This window comes from Nitrococcus mobilis Nb-231 (assembly GCF_000153205.1).
In the GTDB taxonomy this organism is placed as follows: Bacteria; Pseudomonadota; Gammaproteobacteria; order Nitrococcales; family Nitrococcaceae; genus Nitrococcus; species Nitrococcus mobilis.
On sequence record NZ_CH672427.1, the window covers coordinates 1,663,956 to 1,680,345 of the forward strand.

General features: G+C 57.6%; 12 protein-coding genes, 4 tRNA genes and 1 other RNA gene. All 17 read right to left on the reverse strand.

Annotation, left to right across the window (positions count from 1 at the left end):
- Nucleotides 1-10: 10 nt before the first annotated feature.
- Nucleotides 11-481, reverse strand: a complete 471-nt coding sequence (gene rpsG / locus NB231_RS07710) for a 30S ribosomal protein S7 (RefSeq protein WP_005001321.1) — start codon at nucleotides 479-481, stop codon at nucleotides 11-13.
- A gap of 43 nt (nucleotides 482-524) precedes the next feature.
- Nucleotides 525-899, reverse strand: a complete 375-nt coding sequence (gene rpsL, locus NB231_RS07715; protein ID WP_040662042.1) for a 30S ribosomal protein S12 — start codon at nucleotides 897-899, stop codon at nucleotides 525-527.
- Between the two features lie 138 nt (nucleotides 900-1,037).
- Nucleotides 1,038-5,315 (reverse strand): DNA-directed RNA polymerase subunit beta', encoded by a 4,278-nt coding sequence (rpoC, locus tag NB231_RS07720; RefSeq protein ID WP_005001323.1) that lies wholly within the window; start codon nucleotides 5,313-5,315, stop codon nucleotides 1,038-1,040.
- A 189-nt stretch (nucleotides 5,316-5,504) separates the two neighbouring features.
- Entirely contained in the window at nucleotides 5,505-9,569 is a 4,065-nt protein-coding gene (gene rpoB, locus NB231_RS07725; protein WP_005001324.1) for a DNA-directed RNA polymerase subunit beta, read from the reverse strand.
- A 204-nt stretch (nucleotides 9,570-9,773) separates the two neighbouring features.
- Complete coding sequence (rplL, locus tag NB231_RS07730; protein ID WP_040662044.1) at nucleotides 9,774-10,151, reverse strand: 50S ribosomal protein L7/L12; 378 nt, start codon at nucleotides 10,149-10,151, stop codon at nucleotides 9,774-9,776.
- 66 nt (nucleotides 10,152-10,217) lie between these two features.
- A complete protein-coding gene (gene rplJ, locus NB231_RS07735) occupies nucleotides 10,218-10,745 on the reverse strand; it encodes a 50S ribosomal protein L10 (protein ID WP_005001329.1) in 528 nt (175 codons plus the stop codon).
- Between the two features lie 434 nt (nucleotides 10,746-11,179).
- Nucleotides 11,180-11,875, reverse strand: coding sequence for a 50S ribosomal protein L1 (gene rplA / locus NB231_RS07740; RefSeq protein WP_005001335.1), 696 nt, complete (start codon nucleotides 11,873-11,875; stop codon nucleotides 11,180-11,182).
- Nucleotides 11,868-12,308: a 50S ribosomal protein L11 gene (gene rplK / locus NB231_RS07745; RefSeq protein WP_005001337.1), complete on the reverse strand. Its 441-nt coding sequence runs from the start codon at nucleotides 12,306-12,308 to the stop codon at nucleotides 11,868-11,870. Before rplK ends, rplA begins: the two co-directional genes overlap by 8 nt.
- A gap of 86 nt (nucleotides 12,309-12,394) precedes the next feature.
- Nucleotides 12,395-12,928 (reverse strand): transcription termination/antitermination protein NusG, encoded by a 534-nt coding sequence (gene nusG, locus NB231_RS07750; RefSeq protein ID WP_005001338.1) that lies wholly within the window; start codon nucleotides 12,926-12,928, stop codon nucleotides 12,395-12,397.
- 5 nt (nucleotides 12,929-12,933) lie between these two features.
- Nucleotides 12,934-13,311 (reverse strand): preprotein translocase subunit SecE, encoded by a 378-nt coding sequence (gene secE / locus NB231_RS07755; protein ID WP_005001339.1) that lies wholly within the window; start codon nucleotides 13,309-13,311, stop codon nucleotides 12,934-12,936.
- Between the two features lie 39 nt (nucleotides 13,312-13,350).
- A tRNA-Trp gene (locus NB231_RS07760) sits at nucleotides 13,351-13,426 on the reverse strand.
- A 167-nt stretch (nucleotides 13,427-13,593) separates the two neighbouring features.
- Nucleotides 13,594-14,784, reverse strand: coding sequence for an elongation factor Tu (gene tuf, locus NB231_RS07765; protein ID WP_005001317.1), 1,191 nt, complete (start codon nucleotides 14,782-14,784; stop codon nucleotides 13,594-13,596).
- A gap of 80 nt (nucleotides 14,785-14,864) precedes the next feature.
- A tRNA-Thr gene (locus tag NB231_RS07770) sits at nucleotides 14,865-14,940 on the reverse strand.
- Between the two features lie 39 nt (nucleotides 14,941-14,979).
- A tRNA-Gly gene (locus tag NB231_RS07775) sits at nucleotides 14,980-15,053 on the reverse strand.
- A gap of 66 nt (nucleotides 15,054-15,119) precedes the next feature.
- Nucleotides 15,120-15,254, reverse strand: a non-coding RNA gene (locus NB231_RS17595) — RtT sRNA.
- A gap of 50 nt (nucleotides 15,255-15,304) precedes the next feature.
- A tRNA-Tyr gene (locus tag NB231_RS07780) sits at nucleotides 15,305-15,389 on the reverse strand.
- A 207-nt stretch (nucleotides 15,390-15,596) separates the two neighbouring features.
- Complete coding sequence (locus NB231_RS07785) at nucleotides 15,597-16,379, reverse strand: S1 family peptidase (protein ID WP_005001340.1); 783 nt, start codon at nucleotides 16,377-16,379, stop codon at nucleotides 15,597-15,599.
- Nucleotides 16,380-16,390 lie beyond the last annotated feature (11 nt).

A 16,390-nucleotide genomic window follows, 5' to 3' on the forward strand; every position in this document is an offset into this window, starting at 1 on the left:
CCCGTTGCCGTTACCAGCGGAAGTGCGAGAAAGCCTTGTTCGCCTCGGCCATGCGATGCGTGTCTTCCCGCTTCTTTGCCGCGGCGCCACGGCTCTCTGCAGCTTCCTGCAGTTCGGCGGCTAAACGATGTTGCATGGTCGTCTCGCCCCGCTTGCGGGCTGCATCGATCACCCAGCGCATGGCCAACGTCGTACGCCGCTGCGGCCGAACTTCGACCGGTACCTGATAGGTGGCGCCACCGACCCGACGAGATTTCACCTCGACGACGGGCCGCACATTATCCAGAGCGGATTCCAATACCGCCATAGGCTCTGCCACACCCCGCTCCTTAATGCGGTCCAAGGCACCATATACGATCTTTTCGGCCACCGAGCGCTTACCGTCGCGCATTAACATGCTTACGAACTTGGTCAGCAACTCGCTCCCGAATTTAGGATCCGGAAGCACCTTACGCTTGGGAACTTCCCTTCGCCGTGGCATCGCCTCTACCTGATTAGCTCGAGATCAAAACCGCAGCGCTCAGTCAGGCCTTGGGCCGCTTCGCGCCGTACTTCGAACGCCCCTGCCGACGCTTGCTCACACCCGCCGTATCGAGTGAACCGCGCACCACATGATAGCGTACTCCTGGCAAATCCTTCACCCGGCCGCCTCTAATCAATACTGCAGAGTGTTCCTGCAAATTATGCCCCTCGCCACCGATATAGACAGCTACCTCGTAGCCGTTCGTCAGACGAGCGCGCATGACTTTACGCAGTGCCGAGTTCGGCTTCTTCGGCGTTGTTGTATAAACGCGCGTGCATACACCACGCTTTTGTGGGCAGCTCTCGAGGGCCGGGACGTTGCTTTTTGACGCCCTGCGCGTGCGTCCTTTTCTGACCAGCTGATTGGTCGTCGCCATAAACCGTTCACTCCGCCTCAAAACGAACGACAGGCCGGTCGATCCGGCCTGTCGAAGGTGCGCCAGTTTAGACTTGCACGTCAGGGGTGTCAACCAGAATCCTAGAGATAGCGGCCGTTGCGACCCCATCCGAGACTTTTACTGCTCGGATTCAGGGTTTCTCTCGGGCATGGAGGAGGCCTCTTCCTCGATCTGCTCCATACGCGCTGCCGGAGGCAAAATCGGCTCAGGCAGCGTATCTCGGGCACGTTGACGCTCGGCATGATAGGCAAAGCCGGTCCCCGCCGGAATAAGCCGCCCAACGATCACATTCTCCTTAAGCCCACGCAGATCATCACGCGCGCCACGCACGGCGGCTTCGGTGAGCACCCGAGTAGTCTCTTGGAACGAGGCCGCCGAAATGAACGAGTCGGTTGCCAGCGAGGCCTTGGTGATGCCGAGCAATATCGGCTCCAGCTTGGCCGGCTCCTTATCGGAGCTTTGCAGACGCTCGTTCTCCTCCGCCACACGGCCCCAATCGAGTTGCTCGCCACGCAAATAACGCGTATCGCCGGGGTCTTTGATTTCGACCTTGCGCAACATCTGGCGTAAAATCACCTCGATGTGCTTATCGTTGATTTTCACGCCCTGGAGGCGGTAAACATCCTGAATTTCCTTGACCAGGTACGCCGCCAACTCGGTGACACCCAATAGCCGAAGAATATCATGCGGGTTCGGCTCACCGTCGGCGATAACCTCCCCTTTCTCCACATGTTCACCCTCGAAGACGGTCACATTACGCCACTTTGGAATAAGCTCCTCGTAAGTCTCCCCATCCGCCTGCGTGATGACCAACCGCTGCTTGCCCTTGGTGTCCTTGCCAAAGCTGACCGTCCCGGAGACCTCGGCCAATATAGCCGGCTCCTTAGGCTTGCGTGCTTCGAATAGATCGGCAACTCGCGGCAAACCACCTGTTATATCACGGGTTTTCGACGACTCCTGCGGAATCCGGGCGATGACATCACCCACGTCCACATCGGCGTTATCGGCCACGCTGACAATGGCGCCGGCCGGGAGGTAATAGTTGGCAGGAATGTCCGTACCCGCCAAGTTGAGATCATGGCCGTTGGCATCGACCAACTTGATCATAGGGCGCAAATCCTTATGAGCAACCCGCTCTTCGGATTGCTTGCCGTCGACCCCGACGACCGAGCGGCGGTATTCGCCGCTGCCGCGTGTTTTTGGATCCGTCACGACCAGGCTACTCAAGCCGGTCACTTCGTCGAACTGACGATTAACCGCCACGCCCTCGACAAAATCATAAAATCGCAACCATCCCTTCACCTCCGTAATGATGGGATGGGTATGAGGATCCCAGCTTGCGACCACTTGCCCGACAACGACAGCATCGTTGTCGGCAACCGAGATGGTCGCTCCGTAGGGCACCTTGTAGCGCTCCCGCTCCCGACCGTGCTCATCCATGATGGTGATCTCACCGGAACGTGACACCGCAACCAGGTTGCCACTGTGGTGTTTGACGGTCTTAATGTTGTGCAGTCGCACAACGCCGGCGGATTTGGCCTGGACATTGCTAACCGAAGCCGATCGCGAAGCGGCCCCGCCGATATGGAAGGTTCGCATGGTGAGCTGAGTGCCCGGCTCGCCGATGGATTGTGCCGCAATCACCCCTACCGCTTCACCGATGTTGACCCGGTGACCGCGAGCCAGGTCGCGCCCATAGCAGGTTGCGCATACTCCATAGCGCGCCTCGCAGGTGATGGGGGAGTGAACCCACACTTCATCCACACCCTCGGTCTCGAGGTGATCCACCAGATTTTCATCCAGCAACGTACCGGCCGGCGCCACGATCTCATCCCCACCGGGCTGCAGGATATCCTGCGCCACCACACGCCCAAGGACACGTTCCCGCAGCGGCTCGACCACATCGCCACCCTCGATCAATGGCGTCATTCTTAGGTTCCGATGGGTGCCGCAATTGAGCTCGGTCACCACGAGATCCTGGGCCACGTCCACTAAACGCCGGGTCAAGTAGCCAGAATTGGCAGTTTTGAGCGCCGTATCCGCAAGCCCCTTGCGGGCCCCGTGGGTAGAGATGAAATACTGCAAGACGTTCAAGCCTTCCCGGAAATTCGCCGTAATCGGCGTTTCTATGATGGAACCATCCGGTTTGGCCATCAGCCCACGCATGCCGGCGAGCTGGCGAATCTGAGCCGCGCTACCGCGAGCCCCGGAATCCGCCATCATGAAGATCGAGTTGAACGACTTTTGCTCGACCTCATTGCCTTGAACGTCGACATTGACCTCCTTGCCAAGCTTTTCCATCATCGCCCGGGCCACTTGATCATTGGTATGTGACCAAATGTCGACCACTTTATTGTAGCGCTCGCCGTTGGTCACCAGGCCCGAGGCATACTGATCCTCGATCTCCTTGACCTCCTCTTCGGCGCGCTTGAGTATCGATTCCTTCTCGTCTGGGATCACCATGTCATCCACGCCGATGGAGACGGCCGCACGGGTCGACATGTAGAAACCGAGATACATCAGGCGATCGGCAAAGACCACCGTTGCTTTGAGACCAAGACGGCGGTAACAGGCATTGACGATCTCGGAGATGGCCTTTTTCGTCATGTCACGATCGACCATCTTGAACGGCAGCCCCTCCGGCACGATATCGTAGAGCAACGTGCGCCCCACCGTCGTGTTTACCCGCTGAAAACTCTCCCGCTGCACACCATCGTCCTGCAGATCGGTCTCGCGGATGCGCACTTCGACCCGCGCCTGCAGATCCACTTGCCGTCCCTCATAGGCACGATGCAGTTCCGTGGTATCAGCGAAGCGCATCCCCTTACCGCGCGCGCCCAAGCGCTCGCGGGTCATATAGTACAAGCCGAGCACGATATCCTGCGTGGCGCCGATGATCGGCTCACCGTTGGCCGGCGAGAGTACATTGTTAGTGGACATCATCAGCGCCCGCGCTTCGAGCTGCGCCTCCAACGAGAGCGGCACATGCGCGGCCATCTGATCTCCGTCGAAGTCGGCATTGAACGCCGGGCAAACCAGAGGATGTAGCTGAATCGCCTTACCTTCGATCAGCACCGGTTCGAATGCCTGAATCCCCAAACGATGCAAAGTCGGGGCACGATTGAGCAGCACCGGATGCTCGCGGATGACCCCCTCGAGAATGTCCCAGACTTCCGGGGCCTCACGCTCGACCATCTTCTTGGCGGCCTTGATCGTCGTCGCCAAATCCTGACGCTGCAGCTTACTGAAGATGAAAGGCTTGAACAGCTCCAACGCCATGCGCTTGGGTAGACCGCATTGATGCAGTTTGAGGGTCGGACCGACCACGATCACCGAACGACCGGAGTAGTCCACCCGTTTACCGAGCAGGTTCTGGCGGAAACGTCCCTGCTTGCCTTTAATCATGTCGGCCAACGACTTCAAAGGCCGCTTATTGGTTCCGGTAATGGCCCGGCCACGCCGACCGTTATCGAGCAGAGCATCCACAGCTTCCTGCAGCATGCGCTTCTCGTTACGCACGATGATATCTGGGGCGGAGAGCTCCAGCAGCCGCTTCAAGCGATTGTTGCGGTTGATCACTCGCCGATAGAGATCGTTGAGATCCGAGGTCGCGAACCGGCCGCCGTCCAACGGCACCAAAGGCCGCAGATCCGGCGGCAAAACTGGCAACACAGTCAAAATCATCCACTCGGGATGGTTCCCCGAGTCGAGAAACGATTCCACCAATTTCAACCGCTTGGACAAACGCTTGATCTTGGACTCGGAGTTGGTCGCATTAATCTCTTCCCGCAGACGAACCGCCTCGTCCTCCAAATTGCTGCTATGCAATAATTCAAGTACGGCCTCGGCGCCCATCCGCGCATCGAACTCATCGCCGTATTGTTCGACCGCATCGAGGTAGTCTTCGTCGGTCAACAATTGGCCGCGCTCGAGCGGGGTCATGCCCGGATCAATGACGACAAAAGCCTCGAAGTAGAGAACGCGCTCGATATCGCGCAAGGTCATGTCCAGTAGCAGGCCGATGCGCGAAGGCAGCGACTTCAGGAACCAGATATGAGCGACCGGACTGGCCAATTCGATATGTCCCATACGCTCGCGGCGCACCTTGGCGAGCGTCACTTCGACACCGCATTTTTCGCACACTACGCCCCGGTGCTTGAGCCGTTTATACTTGCCGCACAGGCATTCATAATCCTTAACCGGCCCGAAAATTTTGGCGCAGAACAAGCCGTCGCGCTCCGGCTTGAATGTACGGTAGTTAATGGTTTCCGGCTTTTTGACCTCGCCATAAGACCAAGATCGAACCATATCCGGTGAAGCCAAACTGATTCGGATGGCATCAAAATCGTCAAGCTGCGCACCAGGCTGCTTGAACAAATTGAGCAAATCTCTCATAACCGCGGCCCGTCCAGGCTTGAGTTCATATAGGGCTGACAAGCGCTCGAAGCGCCGTAGCGGCTTATTCCCGCTACCGTGGCCAGCAGGAGGTACCCCTTTATCGCAGACTCCGTCAATTACCCGACTCCACCGCCAAGGTAGAGACGAGCGGCCCACGTATTGAGCGAGGTGACTGCTGCATTAGGCTCAGTCCTGCTCCAGCTCAATATCAATGCCGAGCGAACGGATCTCCTTGACCAGCACATTGAAAGACTCCGGCATACCGGCTTCCATCCGGTGGTCGCCGTCCACGATATTTTTGTACATCTTGGTGCGGCCCGAGACGTCGTCCGATTTCACGGTCAACATCTCCTGCAACGTGTAGGCTGCACCGTAAGCCTCGAGCGCCCATACTTCCATTTCACCGAAGCGCTGACCGCCGAACTGCGCCTTGCCTCCCAGCGGCTGCTGCGTCACGAGACTGTAAGGACCGGTCGAGCGGGCATGAACTTTATCGTCCACCAAGTGGTTGAGCTTCAACATGTACATGTAGCCGATGGTCACAGGGCGATCGAAGGCTTCCCCGGTACGCCCGTCGTACAAGATGGCCTTGCCTGATTCCGGCAGACCGGCGAGTCGCAACATGGCTTTGATCTCGTTTTCATGAGCACCATCGAAGACCGGCGTGGCCATGGGCACGCCGCTGCGCAGATTGTCCGCTAGTTCGATGAACTGCTGGCTGGAGAACGAGTCCAAATCCTCTTCGCGACCGCTGGAATTGTAGATTTGCTGAAGGAACCCCTGTAGCTCGCTTATCTCGGTATGGGTATCCAGCAAATCGGCGATCTTGCGACCCAACGCCTTAGAGGCCCAGCCCAGATGGGTCTCGAGTACCTGCCCGACGTTCATACGCGAAGGCACACCCAGGGGATTAAGCACAATATCCACCGGTGTGCCATCCTTGAGATACGGCATGTCTTCCACCGGAACGATGGTAGAGATTACGCCTTTATTGCCATGGCGGCCTGCCATCTTGTCACCGGGCTGCACTCGACGCTTGACGGCCAGATAAACCTTGACCATTTTGAGCACGCCTGGAGCCAGATCGTCACCCGCCGTGATCTTGGCCTTCTTCTCTTCGTACCGGCTATCGAAGATCTCGCGCTGTGCCTTGAGCTGCGACTGCACGGCCTCGAGTTGCTGATTGACCTCCTCGTCGCGCATACGGATTTCGAACCAGCGCTCGCGCTCGACGCCCGCGAGGTAAGCGCGACTCACCTCGGCGCCGCTGCGCAGACCACCTGGGCCGCCCGCTACGGCCTTACCCTCCAGCAAGCGCTCGAGGCGGGTGAATGCATCATCCTCGAATATCCGGTATTGATCGTTGAGATCCTTGCGGACATCGGCCAATTGGCCGGCTTCGATGGATAAAGCCCGCTGATCCTTCTTCACTCCGTCGCGCGTAAAGACCTGAACGTCAATCACGGTGCCATCCATTCCAGTCGGCACACGTAGCGACGTATCTTTCACATCAGAGGCTTTCTCACCGAAAATAGCGCGTAGCAGCTTCTCCTCCGGGGTCAACTGAGTCTCCCCCTTCGGCGTAACTTTGCCCACTAGGATATCGCCGGCCTTGACCTCGGCACCGATGTAGACGATCCCCGACTCGTCTAATTTGGACAATGCGCTCTCGCCGACGTTCGGGATATCCGCTGTGACCTCCTCCGATCCCAGCTTGGTATCACGGGCCACGCAGGTGAGTTCCTCGATATGGATCGTGGTATAGCGATCTTCTTGCACCACCCGTTCCGAGATCAGGATGGAGTCTTCGAAGTTGTAGCCGTTCCAAGGCATGAAAGCGACCAGCATATTCTGGCCTAGAGCCAGCTCGCCCATATCCGTCGACGGGCCATCGGCCAGCACATCGCCCCGCACCACCTGCTCGCCGGGTCGCACTAGAGGGCGCTGATTGATGCAGGTATTTTGGTTGGAACGCGTATACTTGGTCAGATTGTAGATATCCACGCCTGGCTCGCCCGGCACCGCCTCCTCATCGTTAACCCGGACCACGATACGCGCCGCATCCACCTGTTCCACAGCGCCGCCACGCTCGGCAATCACGGTTACACCCGAGTCGATTGCCACCGCCCGTTCCATCCCGGTGCCGACCAACGGTTTCTCCGAGCGCAGCGTCGGCACTGCCTGACGCTGCATGTTGGAACCCATGAGCGCACGGTTGGCATCGTCGTGCTCGAGAAAGGGGATCAGCGACGCCGCCACGGAGACGATCTGTTTGGGAGCGACGTCCATGTATTGAACACGCTCCGGAGTCGCCATGCCAAACTCGTTCTGAAAACGGCAGGAGATTAGATCATCCAGCAACCGACCGTCTTCGCTCACCCGCGCGTTCGCCTGGGCGATTACGAAGCGGCCTTCCTCAATAGCCGAAAGGTATTCCACTTCGCTAGTCACCCGGCCATCCACAACCTTGCGATACGGCGTTTCCAGGAAGCCATAGCGGTTGGTACGGGCGTACACCGCCAACGAATTAATCAAACCAATATTCGGCCCTTCCGGGGTCTCGATCGGGCAGACGCGCCCATAATGAGTTGGGTGAACATCGCGCACCTCGAATCCTGCCCGCTCGCGGGTCAGTCCACCGGGGCCGAGTGCGGATACCCGGCGCTTGTGCGTGACCTCGGAGAGCGGATTGTTCTGATCCATGAATTGCGAGAGCTGACTGGAGCCGAAGAATTCCTTGATCGCCGCCGCCACAGGCTTGGCATTAATCAGCTCCTGGGGGATCAGGCCCTCGCTCTCCGCCAAACTCAACCGTTCACGCACCGCACGTTCGACACGCACAAGGCCCACGCGAAAGACATTCTCGGCCATCTCCCCTACGCAGCGCACCCGCCGGTTGCCGAGGTGATCGATATCATCCACTTGGCCTTTGCCGTTGCGGATATTGATCAGCTCATGCAAAACATCCAGGATGTCCTCATTGCTGAGCGTACCCGAACCGGTAACCTCTTGGCGCCCAACCCGCAAGTTGAACTTCATGCGCCCGACCGGTGAGAGATCGTAGCGGTCTTCACTGAAAAACAGATGTTGAAAAAGGTTCTCCGCCGCTTCGCGGGTGGGCGGTTCCCCGGGGCGCATCATGCGGTAGATTTCGACCAAAGCCTCCAATTGGGTGGTCGTTGGATCACCGCGCAACGTAGTGGAGATGTATGCGCCGCGATCGAGATCGTTGACATAGAGCGTCTCGATGTTCTTGATGCCCGCATCACGTATCGCCTGCACCAGCTCGCCAGTCAGCTCGGTATTGGCGGTAGCCAATATCTCGCCGCTGCTCTTGTCCACGACATCGTGCGCCAGGATTTTGCCGGTGAGGTAGTCATCCGACACATCGAGCTCAGTCAGCCCGCCTCGTTCTAATTGCCGAATATGGCGTGCCGTGATTCGCTGACCGCTCTCAACCAAGAGCACATCATCGATATGGATATCGAAGGAGGCCGTCTCCCCGCGCAGCCGCTCGGGTATGAGTTCAAGAACAGCCTTGTCTTTTCTTATGTGGAATGTATTTTTCTCGAAGAACCGATCCAGAATCTGCTCGTTGTCATAACCGAGTGCGCGAAGCAATATCGTTGCCGGCAACTTGCGTCGGCGATCGATACGCACGAATATCGCATCCTTGGGATCGAATTCGAAATCCAGCCAGGAGCCTCGATAGGGAATGACTCGGGCGGAGAACAGCAACTTTTTCGAAGAATGGGTCTTGCCTTTGTCGTGATCGAAGAATACGCCCGGCGAGCGATGCAACTGCGAGACAATGACCCGCTCAGTACCATTGATGACGAACGTGCCGTTGCGCGTCATAAGCGGCAGCTCGCCCATATAGACTTCCTGTTCCTTGATGTCCTTGACGGTACTCGCGTCCTTATCGTAGATCACCAAACGCACCCGTACGCGCAGCGGAGCAGCATAAGTCTGCCCACGCAGCTGGCACTCCTTGACATCAAACGGCGGCTCACCAATACGGTAACTCACATATTCCAGCACCGCACTGCCCGAGTAGCTGGAAATTGGAAAGACCGATTTAAAAGCCATATGCAGACCGATTTCCGCGCGGTCTTCGACGCGCTTGTCGAACTGCAGGAACTCACGATATGACTCGATCTGGGTAGCGAGAAGGTACGGAACATCTAGGATTTTCGACTGCTTGCCAAAATCCTTGCGGATACGCTTCTTTTCGGTGAACGAGTAATCCATCGAGGTTCCTCATCAGTCTGATTCCGTTGGGCGTTAAGCAAAGTACTAGTACGGTATTGAACAGCGGGATCCTCCCGAATCCGAAGGCAGCAAGCCATAAATTAATCCGGCGATTTGCATTTGCCACAAACGGGAAAAGGCCGGCAGCTACGACGGCCACCAGCCAACTCCGCGGCGCTCGCGCGCTCTAATCGCTGCAGGCCCTTACTTGAGCTCGACGCTCGCACCCGCCTCTTCCAGTTTCCCTTTGATCTCGTTGGCTTCCTCTTTAGGAATACCCTCTTTGATTGGAACCGGAGCGCTCTCCACAAGTTCCTTCGCCTCTTTCAGTCCAAGACCGGTAACCGCACGGGCCGCTTTGATCACAGCGACCTTATTGGCGCCAAAGCTGCTCAAAATGACATCGAACTCGGTCTGCTCCTCGGCAGCCTCGGCAGCTCCCGCACCGGCTGCTGGCGCAGCGGCTACAGCAGCGGCTGCTGTTACACCAAATTTTTCCTCCATGGCATCGATGAGCTCGACGACTTCCATGACGGTCATATTGCCGATAGTCTCTAAAATGTCCTCTTTGGAAACGGCCATCATTCATTCTCCTCGGTTGACGCGATATTTTTAACTTAATAGCAGCACACAATGGACTTGATCTGACTAGCCGCTCTGTTTAGCATCCCGCACGGCAGCCAACGTCCGGGCCAACTTGCTAGGCACTTCGTTGAGCGTCGTCACCAATTTCTGAATCGGCGCCTGCATAGTTGCCATAAGACGGCTGAGCGCCTCATCATAGGTCGGCAGGCTAGCGAGACGGTCTGCTTCGGTGGCTGGATAGAGCTTCCCACCGATAGCCACCATCTTGACCACGAGTTTGGCGTAGTCCTTGGAAAAATCCTGCACCACCCGCGCCGCCGATGCCGGATCCTCGCGCGAGAATGCCAGCAGCAAGGGCCCTTCAAAGCCCTCCGCCATGCACTCGAAATGTGTACCTGCTACAGCCCGCTTGGCCAGCGTGTTTTTGATAATCTTCAAGTAGACGCCGGCCTCACGCGCCTTGACGCGGAGCTGATCCATCTCCGCCGCAGTGAGCCCCCGATACTCCGCGGCGAGCGCGGAGTGTGCCTCCGAGGCAACACCCGTCAAATCCCGCACCATCCGCTGCTTTTGATCTAAACTCAATCCCATCCGAAATTCTCCCGAAACGCGGTTGGTTTGCGCGCCTATGCCGTACCGGCCCACCTCGATCGGGCACACCGCGAACGACCCACGCTTTTCCCAACTTACTCTCCGAATCTTCAGCGGTGGCCTAACGCAGGAAAATGAATGATCCTGTCCCAGCTGCACCGTCTGCGCAGGTGGCCTCTGGATAAACCAATGGCCTTTAAGCGTTTGCACGCGCCTAGCGGTCTATGACAAGTGTCCCGTCGAACCGACAGCCTCCATTGAGCTACTTAATAACTAGATGGCTACAAAAAAAGCGCTAAACTTCATGGCAGCCAGTGAAATGACAGAGCAGAGCCATAGCGTACATAAACAAGGGGCACGTCCCAGGCATCCCCATTCCAGCGGCGCTCAGCCTTAAGGTGAGTCGTCCATTCGCCCCCGCCCAAGGCCTACTTTCACGCGTGCAATGATGAGAGATCCACCTGTAGACCCGGCCCCATCGTGGTGGAAACCGTAACTTTCTTCAGATAAACGCCCTTTGCCGCGGCCGGCTTGATCTTGGCCAAATCACCGATCAAAGCTTCTAAATTCTGTTGTAACTGTGCCACCTCGAAGGTGACCTTGCCCAAGGTGCAGTGAATCAGCCCGCCTCGATCCGTCCGATAGCGCACTTGGCCGGCCTTTGCGTTGCGCACGGCTGCCGCCACATCCGCAGTAACAGTGCCCACCCGGGGGTTGGGCATCAAGCCGCGGGGACCTAGAATCCGCCCCAAGCGCCCAACAACGCCCATAGCATCCGGCGCGGCGATCACCACCCCGAAATCAAGCTCTCCTCCCTGAATGCGCTCGGCCAAATCGTCCATACCAACTACATCGGCACCCGCCTCCTTGGCGGATTCAGCGTTTGTTCCCTGAGCGAACACAGCCACCCGCACCGTTTTGCCCGTACCATGGGGCAACACAGTGGAACCACGCACAACCTGATCGGACTTACGGGGATCGACGCCCAAGTTGACAGAAACATCAACCGACTCAGTGAATCCAACCGTCGAGAGATCCTTAAGCAGCGAGAGGGCCTCCGCTGCCGAAAACACCGCAGCGCGATCCACCTTCGCCCGAATCGCCTGCTGACGCTTGCTCAGCTTAGCCATTCTCAGAACCCTCAACCGTGATACCCATACTCCGCGCGCTGCCGGCAATGCATCGCAGCGCAGCCTCCATATCCGAGGCCGTCAAATCCGGCCATTTTGTTTTGGCAATCTCTGCAACCTGCTCGCGACTTACAGTCCCGACCTTATTGGTGTTCGGCGCTCCGCTACCGGACTTTATGCCGGCCGCTTTTTTAAGCAACACCGAAGCCGGAGGCGTCTTGGTGATAAAAGTAAAGCTGCGATCACTGTATACGGTGATCACCACCGGGATAGGCAACCCGGGCTCCATATCCTGGGTTTGAGCGTTAAATTGCTTACAAAACTCCATGATATTCACGCCCCGCTGCCCTAGCGCCGGGCCCACGGGGGGGCTTGGGTTGGCCTGACCAGCGGCCACCTGCAGCTTGATGTACGCATCGACCTTTCTCGCCATCTCGGCCTCCTGGTTTAGGCACTAGCCCGTTGTGCCGACAGCACCCTTATCGCAACCGGATCGGCCGCTGCGGATGCAGCAGCTTGTCACCCCTTCTCGACCTGACTGAACTCCAACTCAACCGGCGTGGACCGACCGAAGATCAATACCGCCACCCGAAGGCGGTTCTTCTCGTAATTGACCTCCTCAACCACACCATTGAAATCCGTGAACGGACCGGATACGACCCGAACGACCTCGCCTACTTCGAACAATATCTTGGGTCGGGGGCGCTCCGCGCCTTCTCTAACACGATTGAGTATCTGTTCCGCCTCGGCATCCGAAATCGGTGCCGGACGATCGCTGGTTCCACCAATAAACGCCATGACCCGTGGAACATCCCGCACCAGGTGCCAAGTCTCCTCGGTCATCTCCATCTGAACGAGCACATAGCCTGGGAAGAACTTGCGCTCACTGCGGCGCTTCTGACCCTCGCGCATTTCGACCACTTCCTCGGTCGGCACGAGAATCTCGCCGAACTTGCTTTCCACTCCTTCGCGCTTGATGCGCTCCTCCAGCGAACGCTTCACCTGGTTCTCGAAACCGGAGTAGGCATGAACCACGTACCAGCGCTTCGCCATATCCGTCAACCTCCAGGATGAAGCAAAAGTTGAATCGCCCAGAGGAAGAACGTGTCCAATAGCCACAAGAACACACCCACCAGCACGACCACGACCAGCACGACCAGCGTGCTCTGCAAAGACTCCTGCTTAGTGGGCCAAACCACCTTGCGCAACTCTTGCCGTGAGTCTCGCGCAAAAGCCCACACTTCGCGCCCAGCGTGGGTAGTCATGCAAATACCCACCGCAACCAAGCTCACCGCAAGCAGCCCAAGCACACGGTAGAGCAACAACTCATCGGAGTAATAATAGAAGCCACCGACTCCGCCTAAAAAGACGAGGGCGGCGACGACCAATTTGATGGTATCGATAACGGATGATTCGCTTTCGGCTCTAGCATTCATGGGACGGCATTGCAACCAGGTGCGCCGGTAATCAGGATATGGCAGGCCAGGAGGGACTCGAACCCCCAACCTGCGGTTTTGGAGACCGCTGCTCTACCAATTGAGCTACTGGCCTATACTGCCTTGCAGGGCAGATAGAGATGATGGCGCAGATAATTTCATCGGGTACCCCAAAGACACGACCTTAACGCCGTGACCAAACGCGCAATTATAAATTGATATCACAAATAAGTGAAGCCCATAAGGCTACTTATTGGCGCCACCGATCACGCCCCGTTATTCTCACTCCAAGATTTTGGAGACGACACCGGCGCCGACGGTGCGTCCGCCTTCGCGGATGGCAAAGCGTACGCCCTCCTCCATCGCGATCGGCGCGATCAGCGTCACCGACATCTTCACGTTATCCCCGGGCATCACCATCTCGGTACCCTCAGGCAGGTCGACTGAACCGGTCACATCCGTCGTGCGAAAGTAAAACTGCGGCCGATAACCCTGGAAAAACGGCGTATGCCGGCCACCCTCCTCCTTGGAGAGCACATAAACCTCACACTCAAAACGCGTGTGCGGCGTAATGCTGCGCGGCTTGCACAGCACCTGCCCGCGCTCGACATCATCGCGCTTGGTGCCCCGCAATAACACTCCGACGTTATCGCCCGCCTGCCCCTGATCAAGCATCTTGCGAAACATCTCCACACCGGTGCAGATCGTTTTGGTCGTATCCCGAATCCCAACGATCTCCACTTCCTCGCCAACCTTGACCACACCGCGCTCCACTCGGCCCGTAACCACCGTGCCACGCCCCGAGATCGAGAACACATCCTCAATGGGCATCAAAAACGGGCGGTCAATCGCACGCTCAGGCTCCGGTATATAACTGTCCATCGCCTCCACTAAACGCAGGACCGCCGGCGCCCCAATCTCCGAATCGTCCCCCTCCAGCGCCTTCAACGCCGAACCGGTCACAATCGGTATGTCATCGCCCGGAAAATCATACTGGCTCAGAAGCTCCCGGACCTCCATCTCCACCAGCTCCAAAAGCTCCGGATCGTCCAGCATGTCCGCCTTGTTCAAAAACACGACGATATACGGCACACCCACCTGACGCGCCAACAAAATATGCTCTCGCGTCTGCGGCATCGGTCCATCCGCGGCGCTCACCACCAATATCGCACCGTCCATCTGCGCCGCACCCGTGATCATGTTCTTCACATAATCCGCATGCCCAGGGCAGTCTACGTGCGCGTAATGACGCTGCTCCGTCTCATACTCCACATGCGCCGTGGCAATCGTAATCCCACGCGCCCGCTCCTCCGGCGCATTGTCAATCGAGTCAAACGCACGCGCCTCACCACCGTACCGCGACGACAATACCTTCGTCATCGCCGCCGTCAACGTCGTCTTACCATGGTCTACGTGACCAATCGTCCCAACATTTACGTGCGGCTTGGTACGCTCAAACTTCGCCTTGGACACGGCCTTATCTCCCGTTAATCCGCGCTGCACCTGCCATTGGTGACCAGGGGCGCTTAATTAAAGCATCACCGCCTTATAGATGGAGCCCATGACCGGACTTGAACCGGTGACCTCTTCCTTACCAAGGAAGTGCTCTACCGCCTGAGCTACATGGGCCTTATGTCTGTCGCACCTTTGGCTCGGGCACTCGCAACATGGAGCGGGTGATGGGAATCGAACCCACATCATCAGCTTGGAAGGCTGAGGTTCTACCATTGAACTACACCCGCGGAAAAACCCACCGCGCACAGCCCACAAACTGCGTCGACAAACGTCATCCACTCGCCCGTGCAATCTGGTGGAGAGAGTAGGATTACTCTGGGCATCCTGCCCTCCGCCCTACGGGCCGCCACGCTGCGCGCAGCGTTCCAAATCGCTCCCGGCGATTTGGTCGAACCTACGGTTCTCATCCTACCCTATTAACCGCAATCCAACTTTAAAAGGTCTCTCCAGAATTCAATGCACGACCCCTGCTCAAATCTGGTGGAGGGGGTAGGATTCGAACCTACGAAGGCTGAGCCAGCAGATTTACAGTCTGCCCCCGTTGACCGCTTGGGTACCCCTCCAGATGGCGAATTCAGCGCCATACGCGGACCGCGCCTCGCCGTCAAGCGACCAGTACGCACCCACCTACGCCGAAGTGGGCGCAAATTATAATACCTGTAGCCGCAAGCGCAAAGCCCCAGCTGCGAAATAACCGGGCAATTGGAACCTGCGGCCTATTGAATAATTCTCATTTCTATCCTAGCGAACGGTCAAGGCCTTACGCTACTCTAATCCAGGCGATCGAGAAGCTTGCGGATATAAATCGAAGGCACCGCATAAGAAATCCCGCTCGGCTGCTCGATTGCCGCGGCCAATGCCGCCTCCTTGGTCGCTTTGACAAAGACTTTATTGATGACTCCGATCACCGTCCCGCTCTGCGGGTCATACAGCGGACTGCCACTATTGCCAGGGTAGGCGGTCGCATCCAGCTGATAGACGCGAAACGGTGACCGCAAGCTTTTGATCATTCGAGCGTCGAGCTGGCGCGAATGATCCACCGGTATGGCGATCGGAGTGATGGCGGAGATGATTCCACGGTGGGTAACAGGATAGAGCCCAAGGATGGCTCCGATAGGGAAGCCGGTAAATGCATAAAGCCCCCCCTCACGCACGTGCTCACTCGTAGCAATCTTCAACGACGGAAAGGGGGCACCTTTGATCTCGAGCACAGCCAGATCATGCACACGATCGAGCCCTATACGCTGCGCCTTGCGGGCCTCCAAACGATCGCCGCGGCGTTGGAACACGGCGAGGTATTCGCGGCGCGCCGAGTTCACGCTTTTGGGAAGCACATGGGCGTTGGTAATAATGCGCCGCCCATTGTCCACCGCAAATCCGGTCCCTCGAAATTGGGCGGGCGGCCGGCGGGTGGATTCATAGGTCCCCACCCCGACAACGGCGGTCTTGACGCGCTCGATTGTATCGGCAAGCTCGGCATGAGTATTTACCCCCCCGCCCAGCAAGACAACCACAGCAAACGCGGCCGCGGCAAAGCGTACAGTGACCGTCATAGGATTACACC